The following is a 14,596-nucleotide window of genomic DNA, read 5'->3' as shown; positions in this document are numbered from 1 at the left end:
TCGTCCGTTTGGAGCAGACTGGGGGATATGGGAATGCCTGCCGAATTCGAGGGAACCAGCGAGACGATCATCGCCGCCGACGGCACGCCGATCGCCTTTCACACCACCGGGCGCGGCCCGGGCGTGATCGTGATTCCGGGGGCGCTGTCGGTGGCCGCGGGGTTCGCCCGCTTCGCCCGCACCCTGGGGGAGCGATTCACCGTCCACATCATGGAGCGGCGCGGCCGCGGCGACAGCGGCCCCCAGGGGGAGGACTACAGCATCGACACCGAACTCGAGGATCTGCGCGCGCTGCGCGACAAGACCGGCGCGACACTGCTGGTCGGGCACGGTTACGGCGGCCTCATCGCCCTGGAGGCGGCGCGGGATCCGGAGATTCGGAAGGTCGCGGTGTACGAACCCGGTGTGTCCGTGGACGGTTCGATGCCCTCGAACTGGATTCCGGCCTATGAGAAGTATCTGCGGCAGGACAAGCCCTGGAAGGCGTTCGTGCAGTACCTGCGCGCCGTCGGCCCCGAGGGCATCCGCCGCGTCCCGAAGTGGATGCTGGAACGCGCCATGCCGCTGGCCATGAAAGCCCCTGAGCGCGACATCGTCTCGAGTCTGCTGTGGGAGAACCTGCGCGAGCACCGCGAGGTCATCCGCCTGGACGACACCTATCCGCACTATCGCGACATCACGGCGGAGGTGCTGCTCATGGACGGCGACCGCGACCGGCTCGCTCGCGACGACGCCGACCGCGACCGACTCGCGGCGGTCATCCCGCACTGCGTGCGCTACACCTTCCGCGGTCTGGACCACTTCGGCATCGACAAGAACGATCCCGCCCTGGTCGCCGCCACCGTCGCCGAATTCCTCGATACGCCATAGGTATCCGGCGACGGCGGCGGCGCGCCGCGGGCTCTGCCGCCGTGCTGCCGCGGACCGTGTGCGCCGCCGCTGGCGCGGACTGTGCGCCGCCGCTGCCGCGGACCATGTTCGCCGTGCTGCCGCGGCTACGGCGCGGGTGCGGCACCCGCGGCTACGGCGCGGGTGCGGCAGCGGGTGCGGGCTGCCGGGCCGGTGCGCGCAGGATGAGCGCGGCGGCCACCGCCCCGACCGCGAGCAGCGCCGCCGCCAGCCGCAGGGCGGTGGTGTACCCGTCCGCGAGCGCCTCGGGCGCGCCACTATCGCCGGTGACGGTCGCGGCCGTGGTGGCCAGCACCGCCAGCCCCAGCGAGCCGCCGAGCTGCCGTGTGCTGTTGAGGATTCCGGAGGCCAGCCCGGACTGCTCGGCGGGCACGCCGCTGGCGGCCGCGGTTCCCATCGCCACCGTGGCCGCGCCGACGCCGATGCTCGCCACCATCGACGGGCCCAGGATCGCGACCAGGAAACCCGATGTCGGAGTGGCGAATCCGAACCACAACAGGCCCGCCGCGCCCAGCAGGCCGCCGATCAACAGCACCGGGCGCGGGCCGTACTTCGGCGCGGTGAGCATGGCGGCCCGCAGGCCGATGCCCACGCCGACACAGAAGGGCACGAACGCCAGTCCGGTCGCCACCGGCGAGTAGCCGAGCACCCGCTGCATGAGCAGTGATACGAAGTAGAAGCTCGCGAACTGCGCCGAGGCCAGCATGAAACCGAAGACGGTGGCCCCGACGAGCGAGCGACGGCGCAGGAAGCCCAGCGGCACCAGGGGATCGGCGCTGCGCGCCTCCACCACCGCGAAGGCGGCCAGGGCGAGCACTCCGGCCACCGCCCAGCCGAGGGTGCGTGCCGAGGTCCAGCCGTGCTCCTCGGTCGAGATCACCGCCACCACCAGCGCGGTCACACCCGCGGTGACCAGCACCGCGCCCGGCAGATCCAGGCCCGCCCGGCGCGTCACGGTGCGGTGGGCGACGGCGCGCAGCACCGCGGCCGCGGCCAGCGCCGCGAAGAGCACGTTCACCCACATGACCGCCCGCCAGCCGACGTATTCGGTGAGCAGTCCGCTCAGCACCACACCGGCCGCGCCGCCGGCCGCGCCCGCGCCGCCCCAGACCGCCATGGCCTTGGAACGCGCCGGGCCCTCGGCGAATTCGGAGGTGACCAGGGCCAGTGACATCGGCGCGAGGACCGCCGCGGCCACGCCCTGGACCGCGCGGGCGGCGAGCAGTTCCCCGGCCTGCTGGGCGAGCCCGCCCCAGGCGCTGGCGAGGGCGAAGACCGCCAGGCTGCCCAGCAGCAGGATGCGGCGGCTCACCAGGTCGGCCAGCCGTCCGCCCAACAGCATGAGGCCCGCGAAGGTGAGCAGGTAGGCGTTGATCACCCAGCTCAGTCCGGAGCCGGTGAAGTGCAGGTCGGAGTCGATGTCCGGCAGTGCCACATTGACGATCGACAGATCCAGGGACACCAGGAACATGACGGTGAAGACGACGGCGAGCGTCCAGCCCACCCGACCGTCGGAGCGATCGGTCACGGCAACCTCCATAATTAAATAACGCGTGTTTAATATGGTTAGCATGGCCTGACGACGGTGTCGAGAGGGTGATTTCGCAGAATGGGAGCCATGGCCGACAGTGCGACCACACCCCGGCGGCGGGGCCGGCCCGTGCGCGTGAGCCGGGAGGACGTCATCGCCGCGACCACGCGGATGCTCGCCGCGGGCGGGCGGGACGCCTTCAGCATGCGCAAACTCGCCGATGAGCTCGGCGTCAGCACCGCGGCCGTCTACCACCACTTCCCGGCGCAGGCGCAGCTGTTCATCGCCGTACTCAGCGCCCGCGCCGAGGAACTGCCCGCGCCCCGGCTGCCGGATGATCCGCGCGAGCGCCTGATCGCGCTCATCGGCTATCTCATCGATATGCTCCAGGAGCTGCCCTGGGTGGCCGAACTGCTGGTGGGCGGGGAATCCTTCGGCCGCGCGGCGCTGTGGATCCTGGACGAATTCATCAGGAACGCAAGGAGGCTGGGTGCCAGCCCGGAGTACGCCGCGTACATGTACGCCGCGCTGTGGCGCTTCGTGCTCGGTGAGCTGCTCATGCGTCGCGCGGACGCCGAACGGGCGGCCGCGCCGGCGGACGCCCGGCCGCCCCGGTGGACCGATTTCGTGAGCGCGGACGACCTGGCCGACTTCCCCGAGGTGCGCGACATCCTGCCGCGGTGGAGCGCGGTGCGCGAAATGCTGCCCTGCGATGCGGCGATAGCGCGGTTCGTGGACGGCCTGCTGGCCGGCATCGATACCCTGGAGTCGGGTGCGCAGGGCACCGACCGGCACTGATGCCGGGTTGGGCGGAAGCAGCGAGGACGGGAACGATGAGTGATGCGCCGGAGCACGTCGACGTGCTCATAGTGGGAGCCGGACTGTCCGGAATCGGTGCCGCCTACCATCTGCAACGGGCTTTCCCGGCCCGCAGCTACCTCATCCTGGAGGCCCGCGAGGCCAGCGGCGGCACCTGGGACCTGTTCCGCTACCCGGGTATTCGCTCCGATTCGGATATGTTCACCCTCGGCTACCGCTTCCGGCCCTGGCTGGGAGACAAGGCCATCGCCGACGGCGACTCGATTCTGTCCTACGTCCGCGAGACCGCCGCGGAGAACGGCATCGACGAGCGCATCCGCTACCGGCACCGGGTGATTCGCGCCGAATGGTCCTCGGCGGACGCGCGGTGGACGGTCACCGCGGACCACGACGGCGAAACCCGCACCGTCACCGCGAATTTCCTGTTCAGCTGTTCCGGGTACTACCGCTACGACGCGGGCTACACCCCGGAATTCGCGGGCACCGACCGCTTCCCCGGACCGATCGTGCATCCGCAGCAGTGGCCCGAGGACCTCGAGGTCGCGGACCGGCGGGTGGTCATCATCGGATCCGGCGCGACCGCGGTCACCCTCGGCCCGGCGCTGGCCCGGCGGGGCGCGCACGTCACCCTGTTGCAGCGGTCGCCCTCCTACATCCTGTCGCTGCCCGAGCGCGACCCCACGGCCGCGCGCCTGCGGCGCTGGCTGCCCGCGCGCACCGCCTACGGGCTGGCCCGCGCCAAGAACGTCGTCTTCAGCACCGCCATCTACCAGCTGTGCCAACGCTATCCGGAACGCATGCGGGCCTGGATCCGGGGTTTGCAGGAGAAGTGGCTGCCCGCGGGCTACGACATCGACACCCACTTCACCCCGCGCTACAACCCGTGGGATCAGCGGCTGTGCCTGGCGCCGGGCGGTGATTTCTTCCGCGCCATCCGCAAGGGGCAGTTGACGATGGTCACCGACACCGTCGACACCTTCACCGAGACCGGGCTCCGGCTCGGGTCGGGCGCGGATCTCGACGCCGATGTCGTCATCACCGCGACGGGGTTGAACCTGCTGGTGTTCGGCGACATCGACCTGGTGGTGGACGGGCGGCCGGTATCCCTGCCCGACACCATGGCCTACAAGGCCATGATGCTCTCCGGCGTCCCCAACTTCGCCTATGTGCTCGGCTACACCAACGCCTCCTGGACGCTGAAGGCGGATCTGGTGTGCGAGTACGTGGTTCGGCTGCTCAAGCATATGGACGCGCACGGCTACGCCAAGGCCACCCCGGTCCGCGACCCCGCCGTCGGCACCGCGCCCTTCCTGGACTTCGAACCCGGCTACGTGCTGCGCGCGCTGGAATACCTGCCCAAACAGGGTGACCGCGCACCCTGGAAGCTGACCATGAACTATCTGCGCGACCTGCCGAGACTGCGCTACGGCCGGATCACCGACGATGCCATGGTCTTCGAATCCGCCCGCCGCGACGCACCGGCACGCGCCGCGGGTTAGGCCGGATCGAAGATGCCGGGGACGGTGAGGGCGTACTCGACGTCCTCGCGGCGGCCCAACGTCACCAGCACGCCGCGGATCATGGTGAGCCGCGCCTCGGCGATGGCCTCCGGGCCGGGTTCGCCGTGCGGGGCGTTGGCCGAGATCCGGTAGACCACGAATTCGCAGATCTGCAGGGCGGCATCGAGATTCAGATCGCTGGGGGCCGGGCGGCCGATCTCGGCGAACTTCGCGCGCACCAGGGCGCGGATGTCGCTCAGCGCACTCTCGCGATAGGACGAGACCGGTGACCCCGGATCGTGCAGTTCGGCGAACAGCGGGGCGAGCATGGTGCCGTGGCCGTCGGCCCAGTACAGATACGCCTCGATCATATTGATGCCCAGCTGCACCGGCTCCGCGCTGCGCTCCAGCGCCGCCCGCACACCGCCGACCAGATCGTCGTTGGAGATGGTGAGCAGGGCGTGCAGCGGTTCGGTGGCATTGGCGAAATAGCGATAGAAGGTGGGCCGCGCCAACCCGGCCTTCTCGATGATGCGGGCGACATTGAGCCCGCGCGAACCGTGCTCGGCGAACACCTCGGAGGTGGCCAGCACGATGCGGGCGCGCACCTGATCGGCCTGCTCCTCTGTTTGCGGCGGCCGTCCCCGCCGAGGAGCGGCCGTGGAGGGCTGGGTCATCTCACAAACCCCCGCGTAGCGCTTGACATGAGGTGTGTCACGCACATTAATCTAACACCAGTGTTCACGTAACACTGGTGTTCATCGAATAGCGGGTGCGCCCGCGATCCACCCACGAGAGGGCGACCAATGACGACTGCCCCGCAGCTCGCCGCCGCCGAGGCGCTTCCCTTCGACCTGGTACAGCGCTTGCTCGGCCATGCGCGGGCGGGCGGCAAGCCGTCCGTGGCGGTGTTCGCGCCCGCCACCGGCGTCAAGATCGCCGATCTGCCGCAGTCCTCCACCGCCGATATCGACGCCGCCTTCGCGACCGCCCGCGAGGCGCAGCGGGAGTGGGCGCACACGCCGGTCGCCGACCGCGTGGCCGTGCTGCGCCGCATCCACGACCTGGTGCTCGCCGAACAGGACGTAATCCTCGACATCGTGCAGACCGAGACCGGCAAGTCCCGGGTGCACGCCTTCGACGAGGTCAGCGATGTGGCCGTGAACGCGCGCTACTACGCCGCCGAGGCCGGGAAACTGCTCGCCCGGCGCACCCCGCGCGGGGTCATGCCGGTGCTCACCCAGGTGGAGGTGCGCAACCGGCCCAAGGGCGTGGTCGCGGTGATCTCGCCGTGGAACTACCCCCTCGCACTGGCCGCCTCCGACGCGCTGCCCGCCCTGGTCGCCGGAAACGCCGTCATCGCGCGGCCGGACAATCAGACCGCGCTCACCGCGCTGTGGGCCATCGACATCGCCGAGCGCGCGGGGCTGCCCAAGGGCCTGTGGCAGGCGGTGCTGGGGCGCGGCCGGGAGATCGGCGGTGAGGTGATCGACCGCGCCGACTATGTCGACTACACCGGATCCAGCGCCACCGGGCGCACCGTCGCCCGGCAGGCGGGGGAGCGGCTCATCGGCTACTCGCTCGAACTGGGCGGCAAGAATCCGCTGCTGGTGCTGGACGACGCGGACGTCTCCGCCGCCGCCAAGATCGCGGTGCGGGCCTGCTTCGCCTCGGCCGGGCAGCTGTGCGAATCCATCGAGCGCGTCTATGTGCACGACAGCGTGTACGACCGTTTCGTCACCGAATTCGCCGAGCACACCCGCGCACTCACCCTCGGCAAGGAACTCGACTTCACCTACGAGGTCGGATCGCTCACCTTCCAGCGCCAGATCGACACCGTCGCAGCGCATGTCGACGATGCCGTGGCCAAGGGGGCCACGGTGCGCGCGGGCGGCAGGGCGCGGCCGGACCTGGGGCCGTACTTCTACGAGCCCACCATCCTCGAGGGCGTGCGCGAGGGCATGACCGTCTACCGCGAGGAGACCTTCGGGCCGGTCGTCTCCGTCTACCGTGTCGGCAGTGACGACGAGGCGGTGCGGGAGGCCAATGACTCCGCCTACGGGCTCAACGCCAGTGTGTGGAGCCGGGACACCGATCGCGGCCGGGCCGTGGCGGCGCGCATCAACGCCGGATCGGTGAATGTGAACGAGGGCTTCATCGCCGCCTGGGGATCGGTGGCCGCACCCTCGGGTGGGCTGGGCATTTCCGGCACCGGGCGGCGGCACGGACCCGAGGGCCTGCTGAAATACGTCGACACCCAGACCATCGCGGTGCAGCGCGTACTGCCCATCGCGCCACTGCCCGGCATGTCGGAGCGGCTCTGGGCCAAGACCATGACGCTGTTCCTCACCACCATGAAGACGTTGCGGCAGAAGTGATCTGCCACTCGAGACAGGGGTACACACGGATATGAAGGACGTAGCGGGCAAGAAGGTCCTGGTCACGGGGGCCGCCATGGGACTGGGCAAGTCCTTCGCGGTCCGGGCCGTCCGGGAGCGCGCCGCCGACGTGGTGCTGTGGGACGTCAATGAGGAGGCGGTCAAGGAGACCGCCGCCGAACTGGTCGCGCTCGGCAGCAGCCGCATCCACCATTACGTGGTCGACGTCTCCGACCAACAGGCCATCCGGGACGCGGGCGCGTCGGTGCGCACCGAGGTCGGCGATATCGACGTGCTGGTCAACAATGCGGGCATCGTGCGCGGCAACGGCTACTTCTGGGAGACCGAGAACCGCGGCGACATCGACAAGACCATGGCGATCAACTCGCTCGCGCCCATGTACGTGACCCTGGAATTCCTGCCCGCCATGGTGGCGAACAAGGGCTCGCAGTCGCGGGTCATGACCATCGCCTCCTCGGCCGGACTGGTCTCCAATCCGCGCATGAGCGTGTACGCGGCCTCCAAGTGGGCGGCACTGGGCTGGTCGGATTCGGTGCGGCTGGAACTCGAGCAGTCCGGCAACGAGCACGTGAAGGTCACCACCGTGTGCCCGACCTACATCAACACCGGCATGTTCGACGGGGCCAAGGGATTCTGGTTCACCCCCATCCTCGAACAGGAGAAGGTGGTCGACACCGCCTGGACGGAGATGAAGAAGGGGTCGGCGCTGGTGGTCATGCCGTGGACCTCGCGGTTGAACCGGGCCATCACCGGACTGCTACCGCTGAAGGTGCGCGACTTCTACCTCAACACGGTGGGCGTGTACCACTCCATGGACGAATTCCGCGGTCGCAAGTAGGTTTTCGGCCGTGTGGCGGGAGGGCCTCGGCTGGGTCGATCAGCCGCACGGCGGTTGGGGCCACCGGTCGTGCCGGATCGTCTGGTGAGCGATCCCCCGGCGGCAGGGCAGGTGCCGACGGTGGGGACATGATGCCGTTGTCGGCGGCGCGGACGCCGAAGGCCCGGCAGCCGGAGTACCGGTGGCGCACCCGACATCCAGCGCGTCGCGGACGGCTTCTCAAAGTGCGGACAGGGCGGTCAGCGAATGGATTACCGTGATGCCGTCCCGCACGGCCGTGCTCGTGGCCGTGCGGTTCAGCCAGTGGGCGCGCAGCCCGGCGTCGCGTGCGCCGAGGCCGTCCACGTCCCAGCGGTCGCCGACGTAGGCGACCTGCTCCGGCGGCAGGCCGAGCAGGTCGCAGCCCGCCAGGAAGATATCGGGATGCGGTTTGGGCGTGCCGAATTCGGCCGAGCACAGCACGGCGTCGCCGAAATGAGGGAGCAGGCCGACCGCGCGCAGCTTGCCGACCTGGTGGGCCCGCGAGGAATTCGACACCACGCCCACCGCGACGCGGCCGCTCAGCCCGGTCAGCAGCGGTTCGGCATCCGGGAAGGCGGCCCAGGTGGTGTCGCGCAGCGCCACATAGCGGTCGAACCAGGCGCGCGGGTCGTCGGTGGTCACGCCGATGTGGGCGAGCAGCAGCTCCGACCGCAGCTCCTGCTGCCCGGTGAAGGTCAGCTCACCGGCCAGGTAACGCGGGTATTCCCGCTCCTCGAGTTCCTTCCACAGCGCCACGGCGTGCTCGGGGGACGCGAACCGGTCCAGCAGCCCCTCCGCCGCCAGATGCGCGAGAATTCCGGCTCGCGCGGTGGCCGAATAGTCGACGAGGGTGTCGTCGACATCGAAGAGAATGCCGCGAATCGTCACACGTCCACGCTACCGGCGAGCGAACCGATCACCACGGTCGCACCCAGTTCCTCGTCTGTCGCGACCTGTGGCGTCAGACCGTGTTCGGTGAGGATGCCCACGGCCGTCCCGGCCTGTGCGGCACCGGTCTCCACCAGCAGATGCCCGCCCGGTGCCAGCCACTCGGGAGCCGCCGCCGCGACCCGCCGGAAGATATCCAGCCCGTCCGCGCCGCCGTCGAGGGCCACCGGGGGCTCGTAGTCGCGCGCCTCCGGCGGCATGTCCGCAATAGCCTCGGAGGGCACATACGGGGTATTCGCCAGCAGTACGTCCACCCGCCCGGCCAGGTCCCGGGGCAGGGCGGCGAACAGATCACCTTCGACCACCGCGGCACCCGAGGCGGCGAGGTTGCGCCGTGCACACGCCACCGCCACCGGGTCGATATCCGACGCCGTCAAGGCCACCGAAATGCCCTCGGCGGCAAGCTCTGTCGCGAACGCCAGCCCGAGTGCCCCAGACCCGCAACACATATCGACCGCCACGATCCCGGACCGACTGCCCGGGAACGGCCGCGATACGTGCGAACTCGCAGGCATCGACGCCCGCGCCGTCTGCGCGACTTGTGCCGCCCTTGTGCCCCGCGCCGCGTGCCCGACTTGCGCCGTCTGCGCGACTTGCGCTGTCTGCGCGGCCTGCCCGGCCTGCCCGACTGGCGCGACCTGCGCCGCCGCCCCGGTGGCCTGCGCGTTCCCGGCGATCCGCGCGCGCGCCGAGCTCACGGCCCGCTCGACCAAGTACCCGGTCCGCTGCCGCGGCACGAAGACCCCCTCCGACACCGCCACCCGCAGCCCCCGAAACTCCACCCACCCCAGCACATATTCCAGCGGCACCCCCGACACCCGCCGGGCCACCAGCGCTTCCAGCCGTTCAGGATTCTCCGCGGCCCCGAGCAGCAGCTGCGCCTCATCGTCGGCGAAAACACACCCCGCCGCCCGCAACCGTGCCACCAACTCGTCGAAACCCACGGCAACCATTCCGCCCATTGTGCCGCCTCACCGGACCACGCCCCGCTGGGGCGAGCATGTTCGCCGGATCGCACTGCGTCGTCGACGTGGGCTGCCCTGCCGGATCGCCCGCCTTGACGGGGGCCGGGCCGCTCGTCGATCCGGACCCGGGGACATCATCGGCCTGTCCGCGGCGGCGCGCCTACCGCCGCGCGGGCAGCAGCAGCGTGCGGGTCGCGTCGAGGTAGATGCCGCGCTGGGCGGCGCGGTTGGGCGGGGGGAGCTGGGAGACGAGCTGCTCCAGGGAGGTGGTGGCCCCGACCACGGGGATGCCCGCCACGATGAAGTCGGCGACCGCCCGGCGGATGTGGTTGGGGGAGGTCACCACGATGGCGCTGGTCGCGCCCGCGTCACGGAGCATCTTCGACGCGTTCAGCGCATTGCCGACGGTGGATCCGGCCCGGTGTTCGGCCATGATCCGGCTGCCGGGAATGCCGCGATCGAGCAGCCAGCGTTCCATGGCGGCCGCCTCGGTGATGCCGTTGCGCGGATTGCCGCCGGTCACCACGATCGGGGAGAGCGGTGAGGCGACGGCCTGCAACCAGGCCGCCTGCATGCGGTTCACCAGTTCGGGCCGCATGGTGCCGTCGGGCAGCAGGCCGTAGCCGAGCACCGCGATGCCGGTCTGCGGCCCCGCGATGGCGGGGATCGGATTGGGCAGGGTGCCGATGGCCGCGGCCACCGCCCGGAAGATGGTGCGCACCCCGTCGGCCAGGCGAGGATTCAGGGTGCCGAGCCGCATCAGCGCCGCCTCGCGGGTGACGAGGTCGCCGGTGTAGTCAGACCAGACCGCCTGCAACGCCAGCGCTTCGGCGTCGTCGGGGGCCTCGGCGAGCAGGCGGCGCAGATCCTCCAGGCCCGCCGTGTCGTCGCCATTGACGAAATTGCTCTGTGCCGAGTTGTAGAGGGGACCCGGATCGGCCATGGCCACCGGTGATCCGAAGATGGTGAGCGCGGCCGCGGCGGCCACGACCAGGGAGGGTAAACGCCTTGCTGTCTGCACCGCAACGACACCTTTCCGCGAACGAACGAGGTCTCACACGCACTGCTTGCTGACTATTGGCTCGAGGCCGAATGGAGACACGATACGACTGCCCAGCGCCTCCGGTGGGGATTTGCCACAGCGAAATTCCGAGTGTGGATCTCCGCGCGGAGGGGAACGCGGGCCGCGCGATAGGCTGTATCCCCGTGGATACGACTTCGCTGACCGGCAAGGAACTCGCCGCCGCCATCAATGCCGACACCAAGCAGCGCGCCGCCGCACTCGCGGGCAACGGCGCCGCACCGCGCCTGGCGCTGGTGGTCGCCAATGACGATCCGGCCAGCGCCTGGTACGTGAAGTCGCTCAACCGCGCCGCCGAACGCAATGGAATCGCCTGCGAGAACATCGAACTGGGGGTAGACGCCACCGCGGCCGATATTCGCGCGAAGCTGGTGGAACTCTCGGCCGATCCGAGCGTGGACGCCATTATGCTGCAAACCCCGCTGCCCAAGGGCGTCGGCCTCGACGACGTGAGCCCGGCCATCATCGCCGCCAAGGACGTGGACGGCGTCAGTCCGCTGTCACTCGGCCTGCTCGCCACCGGCCTGCCGGGCTTCCCGCCCGCCACCTCCGAGGCCGTGGTGGAACTGGCGAGGCATCACGGCGTCGTGCTGTCCGGCAAGCATGTCGCGGTGGTGGGCCGCTCCAATGTGGTGGGCAAGCCGCTCGCGCAGCTGCTGCTGGCGGAGAACGCCACCGTCACGGTGTGCCATTCGCGCACCACCGATCTGCCGGGCGTCACCTCGGCCGCCGATGTCGTGGTCGCGGCGGTGGGACGGGCCGGGCTGATCAAGGCCGAGCATGTGCGCGAAGGCGCCGTGGTCATCGACGTGGGCACCAATGAGGGCGAGGACGGGTCCATCACCGGCGATGTGGACGCCGCGGCCGTCACCGGCAAGGCCGCCGCGTTGAGCCCGGTTCCCGGCGGCGTCGGTCCGGTGACCACCGCGCTGCTCATGCGGCACGTGGTGCAGGCCGCCGAGAACGCCCGCTGACCGCGCGACACCCGGCCCGCCGATCCGGGCCGGGTGTGACTCCGCGCCGTGTGGCTCGGTGACGTGGCGTCACCAGTGCAGATACACCGGGTCGCCCACGCTCACATTCTCGTAGTACCAGGCGGCGTCCGCCGGTGGCAGGTTGATGCAGCCGTGGCTGACATTCGCGTAGCCCTGCGAATCCACCGACCACGGGGCGGAATGGACGAAGACTCCGCTCCAGGTCAGGCGCTCGGCGTACTCACCGTCGATCAGATAGCCCTCGGGCGAGTTCAGCGGGATGCCGATGGTGCGGGAATCGAAGACGATGTTCCGGTGCTTCTCCAGCACGGGGAAGGTGCCGACGGGAGTCTCCCAGCCCGGCTTGCCGAAGGAGGCGGGGATGGTGCGCACCGGGACGCCGCCGATACTCACCGTGAAGGTGTGGTTCGACATGTTGCCCTCGGCGGTCACCCCGGCATTGGTGTTGAATTCCGTGCGCGCGGTGCCCGCGGACACCGAGATGGGGGTCGATGCCGGGAGGAATCCCTCGGGCGTCCAGGTCAGTTCGCGGTCACTGTGCCACGAGAAACTGCCCGCCAGTTCGGTTCCCGCCCGGATGCTCACGGATTGCTCTGCGCGCGTGCGGTTCTCGACCGGTTCGGCGAACTGCACCCGTACGGGTGCGGCGATACCGACCGTTTCCCCCGCACTCGGTGAAATCGCCTGCACCGCAGGGACGGTGGGCCGGATGATCGCCGCCGCGGCGAGCCCGGACCCGAAGACCGTCAGCGCCGCGACCACGGTCGCGAAGAACAGACAGCGAATCGCTTTCCGCATGGGTTCCACCCCTTTCGAGGATGGTGTGCTCTCGGATCACCAGCCTATGGCTTCATGATCAAGACCAGCGAGAAAAGTTCTCTGTTCGTGACCTACCCGGCGGCGTGGTGTTCTAACGCGATCGCCCGGCGGTACTAGCGCACCGCCGGGCGATGAAAAGGAGTGGCCGCTGGTCGCGGGCCGTATCGACGAACGGATGTTCGAGACTATGTGGTAATGGCCGCGACCACGTCGTCGTGCACGGCGTCGGCGCGAGCGGTGAGCTCGTCGATCTGCGTGAGCACCGGCTCGAACTCGCTGCCCGCGCCCGCCCCCAGCGAGGCGACATTGATGGCGATGTTCAGCTGCGAGGTGGCGGCGGCCGCCCGCGCGCAGTCGGCGGCCGCACCGATATCGGTGACCACATTGGGATTGCCGATGGGCAGCAGCTCGGCGGCGAGGGAGATGATCTCGTCCGCGACCGCGACCACATCCGCGGGCACCCGCGCCGCACCCAGCAGTGCCGCGGTGATCGCCTCGGTCCGCGCGGCCTGCTCCTCCTCGGTGTCCTTGGGCAGCTTGTAGGCGTTGCCGACGGCGGTGAACGCCTCGGCGTCGGCATCGGCCAGCTCCAGCGCACGCACCCGAGCGGAGTCGGCGGCCCCGATGATCCGGTCCACGACGGGCCGGTGCTCGGCATCCTTCGCCCGGGTCGTGTACCGCGCCACCATGGCCACCAGCGCCGCCCCCTGCGCGGCATGCAGCGCCGCGACAGCGCCACCGCCGGGCGCGGGCACCTTGGCGGCGAGCTGATCCAGGTACCCCTGCAGTGTCGAACCACCGAACGAGGCGATGTCCTGCGCGGTGTCCTGAGTCATGAGCGGTGCCCTCCCGGGGAGTCGTCGTGCCGTGAGCGAACTTTCGCGCCCTACGCTACCGGCCCCGGCCTGGTCGCCTGCGCGCGCCCGGCGTCGTCGAGTCCGCCGACGGGGCCTCCTGCCGGCCCGCTGTGTTCCGCCGCGCGCCCGGTGGTCTCATCGCGCGAGGACATCCAGCATCGCTTCGGCGACACCCTGCGCCGAGGCCGGGTTCTGTCCGGTCACCAGTCGATCGTCGGTGACCACCCGGGCGGTGAAGTTCTCGGCGGGGAGATGGGTGGCGCCCTGGGCGGTGAGGCGATCGGCCAGCAGGAACGGCACCACCCCGCTCAGCCCGACCGCGGCCTCCTCGTCGTTGGTGAACGCGGCGATCTTTTTGCCCGCTACCAGGTACGACCCATCCGACAGCGTGGCGCCGACCAGGGCGGCCGGTCCGTGGCAGACCGCACCCACCACACCGCCGCGTTCGTAGATCTCCCGCGCCAATCGTGCCAGCGCGGGGTTGTCCGGGAAGTCCCACATGGTCCCGTGCCCACCGGCGAACAGGACTGCCTCGTACCTGCCGCTGTCCACCGCATCCGGGGTGGGGGTGTTCGCCAGCTGGGCGGCGATATCCGTGTCGGTGAGGAACCGGCGCTGCGCCGGGTCGGTGGGATCCGTACCGTCGCGCGGCGGATTGCCACCGGCGACGCTGACTAGATCCACCGTGTATCCGGCGGCGGTGAACACCTCCCACGGGACCGCGGCCTCGCCGACGTGGAAGCCGGTCGAACGGCCCGTATCACCCAGGGCCGCATGGCTGGTCAGGGCGATGAGGATGCGCTTGGACATGACGGTCGATCTCCTTGTCTCGAACTGCTGCCGCAACCCCTTGCGCTGCGACGCGATCGATACTGCCCGCCCATACCTATCGGAAACCAATAGTGAATCTTGCTT

14 protein-coding genes are annotated in these 14,596 nt (G+C 70.0%); 6 read left to right on the top strand and 8 right to left on the bottom strand.

Translation table 11 applies throughout. The annotated features are described in order from the left end of the window. Window positions 1-27: 27 nt before the first annotated feature. Window positions 28-870: an alpha/beta fold hydrolase gene (locus QMO76_RS30725; protein ID WP_306364850.1), complete on the top strand. Its 843-nt coding sequence runs from the start codon at window positions 28-30 to the stop codon at window positions 868-870. 151 nt (window positions 871-1,021) lie between these two features. Here QMO76_RS30725 and QMO76_RS30720 read toward each other — a convergent pair whose 3' ends face one another. Then, complete coding sequence (locus QMO76_RS30720) at window positions 1,022-2,437, bottom strand: MFS transporter (RefSeq protein ID WP_306364849.1); 1,416 nt, start codon at window positions 2,435-2,437, stop codon at window positions 1,022-1,024. A 90-nt stretch (window positions 2,438-2,527) separates the two neighbouring features. On the opposite strand from QMO76_RS30720, the gene QMO76_RS30715 reads away from it, so the two are divergent. Together QMO76_RS30715 and QMO76_RS30710 are read left to right on the top strand one after the other, a co-directional pair. After that, window positions 2,528-3,238 carry a TetR/AcrR family transcriptional regulator gene (locus QMO76_RS30715; protein WP_306364848.1) on the top strand — a complete coding sequence of 237 codons (711 nt, stop codon included), beginning with the start codon at window positions 2,528-2,530 and terminating at the stop codon, window positions 3,236-3,238. Between the two features lie 35 nt (window positions 3,239-3,273). Continuing rightward, window positions 3,274-4,758, top strand: a complete 1,485-nt coding sequence (locus QMO76_RS30710; RefSeq protein WP_306364847.1) for an NAD(P)/FAD-dependent oxidoreductase — start codon at window positions 3,274-3,276, stop codon at window positions 4,756-4,758. On the opposite strand, the gene QMO76_RS30705 is transcribed toward QMO76_RS30710, so the two are convergent. Further along, the gene (locus QMO76_RS30705; protein WP_306364846.1) at window positions 4,755-5,435 is read right to left on the bottom strand and encodes a TetR/AcrR family transcriptional regulator; all 681 of its coding nucleotides are present in this window, start codon (window positions 5,433-5,435) and stop codon (window positions 4,755-4,757) included. The genes QMO76_RS30710 and QMO76_RS30705 overlap by 4 nt on opposite strands. Window positions 5,436-5,564: 129 nt before the next feature. Between QMO76_RS30705 and QMO76_RS30700 the strand changes: the two genes are divergently transcribed. Both QMO76_RS30700 and QMO76_RS30695 read left to right on the top strand, forming a co-directional pair. Next, window positions 5,565-7,136 (top strand): succinic semialdehyde dehydrogenase, encoded by a 1,572-nt coding sequence (locus QMO76_RS30700; RefSeq protein ID WP_306364845.1) that lies wholly within the window; start codon window positions 5,565-5,567, stop codon window positions 7,134-7,136. 31 nt (window positions 7,137-7,167) lie between these two features. Next, on the top strand, window positions 7,168-7,995 hold the full coding sequence (locus QMO76_RS30695; protein WP_306364844.1) for an SDR family NAD(P)-dependent oxidoreductase: 828 nt from the start codon (window positions 7,168-7,170) through the stop codon (window positions 7,993-7,995). 219 nt (window positions 7,996-8,214) lie between these two features. Here QMO76_RS30695 and QMO76_RS30690 read toward each other — a convergent pair whose 3' ends face one another. From QMO76_RS30690 to QMO76_RS30680, 3 genes are all read right to left on the bottom strand, one after another. After that, complete coding sequence (locus QMO76_RS30690; RefSeq protein ID WP_306364843.1) at window positions 8,215-8,904, bottom strand: HAD family hydrolase; 690 nt, start codon at window positions 8,902-8,904, stop codon at window positions 8,215-8,217. After that, on the bottom strand, window positions 8,901-9,917 hold the full coding sequence (locus tag QMO76_RS30685; RefSeq protein WP_306364842.1) for a methyltransferase: 1,017 nt from the start codon (window positions 9,915-9,917) through the stop codon (window positions 8,901-8,903). The genes QMO76_RS30690 and QMO76_RS30685 overlap by 4 nt, the downstream gene beginning before the upstream one ends. Before the next feature lie 172 nt (window positions 9,918-10,089). Then, window positions 10,090-10,917 carry a YdcF family protein gene (locus tag QMO76_RS30680; RefSeq protein WP_306364841.1) on the bottom strand — a complete coding sequence of 276 codons (828 nt, stop codon included), beginning with the start codon at window positions 10,915-10,917 and terminating at the stop codon, window positions 10,090-10,092. 218 nt (window positions 10,918-11,135) lie between these two features. Here QMO76_RS30680 and QMO76_RS30675 point away from each other — a divergent pair, with 218 nt between their 5' ends. Beyond that, window positions 11,136-11,984 (top strand): bifunctional 5,10-methylenetetrahydrofolate dehydrogenase/5,10-methenyltetrahydrofolate cyclohydrolase, encoded by an 849-nt coding sequence (locus QMO76_RS30675; protein ID WP_306364840.1) that lies wholly within the window; start codon window positions 11,136-11,138, stop codon window positions 11,982-11,984. A 69-nt stretch (window positions 11,985-12,053) separates the two neighbouring features. Here QMO76_RS30675 and QMO76_RS30670 read toward each other — a convergent pair whose 3' ends face one another. The 3 genes from QMO76_RS30670 to QMO76_RS30660 form a co-directional block, all read right to left on the bottom strand. Next, window positions 12,054-12,803, bottom strand: a complete 750-nt coding sequence (locus QMO76_RS30670) for a L,D-transpeptidase (protein ID WP_306364839.1) — start codon at window positions 12,801-12,803, stop codon at window positions 12,054-12,056. A 206-nt stretch (window positions 12,804-13,009) separates the two neighbouring features. Then, a complete protein-coding gene (locus QMO76_RS30665; RefSeq protein WP_306364838.1) occupies window positions 13,010-13,660 on the bottom strand; it encodes a cyclodeaminase/cyclohydrolase family protein in 651 nt (216 codons plus the stop codon). A gap of 156 nt (window positions 13,661-13,816) precedes the next feature. Next, window positions 13,817-14,491 (bottom strand): type 1 glutamine amidotransferase domain-containing protein, encoded by a 675-nt coding sequence (locus QMO76_RS30660; RefSeq protein WP_306364837.1) that lies wholly within the window; start codon window positions 14,489-14,491, stop codon window positions 13,817-13,819. Window positions 14,492-14,596 lie beyond the last annotated feature (105 nt).

This window comes from Nocardia sp. CC227C, from assembly GCF_030767025.1.
In the GTDB taxonomy this organism is placed as follows: Bacteria; Actinomycetota; Actinomycetes; order Mycobacteriales; family Mycobacteriaceae; genus Nocardia.
This window is presented reverse-complemented; position numbering and strand designations above follow the sequence as displayed.

Bases quoted from the DNA above. Each gene is read 5' to 3' on its own strand.
- QMO76_RS30725 (WP_306364850.1), top strand. From the start codon at position 28: ATGGGAATGCCTGCCGAATTCGAGGGAACCAGCGAGACGATCATCGCC.
- QMO76_RS30715 (WP_306364848.1), top strand. From the start codon at position 2,528: ATGGCCGACAGTGCGACCACACCCCGGCGGCGGGGCCGGCCCGTGCGC.
- QMO76_RS30710 (WP_306364847.1), top strand. From the start codon at position 3,274: ATGAGTGATGCGCCGGAGCACGTCGACGTGCTCATAGTGGGAGCCGGA.
- QMO76_RS30705 (WP_306364846.1), bottom strand. From the start codon at position 5,435: ATGACCCAGCCCTCCACGGCCGCTCCTCGGCGGGGACGGCCGCCGCAA.
- QMO76_RS30700 (WP_306364845.1), top strand. From the start codon at position 5,565: ATGACGACTGCCCCGCAGCTCGCCGCCGCCGAGGCGCTTCCCTTCGAC.
- QMO76_RS30695 (WP_306364844.1), top strand. From the start codon at position 7,168: ATGAAGGACGTAGCGGGCAAGAAGGTCCTGGTCACGGGGGCCGCCATG.
- QMO76_RS30685 (WP_306364842.1), bottom strand. From the start codon at position 9,917: ATGGTTGCCGTGGGTTTCGACGAGTTGGTGGCACGGTTGCGGGCGGCG.
- QMO76_RS30670 (WP_306364839.1), bottom strand. From the start codon at position 12,803: ATGCGGAAAGCGATTCGCTGTCTGTTCTTCGCGACCGTGGTCGCGGCG.
- QMO76_RS30665 (WP_306364838.1), bottom strand. From the start codon at position 13,660: ATGACTCAGGACACCGCGCAGGACATCGCCTCGTTCGGTGGTTCGACA.
- QMO76_RS30660 (WP_306364837.1), bottom strand. From the start codon at position 14,491: ATGTCCAAGCGCATCCTCATCGCCCTGACCAGCCATGCGGCCCTGGGT.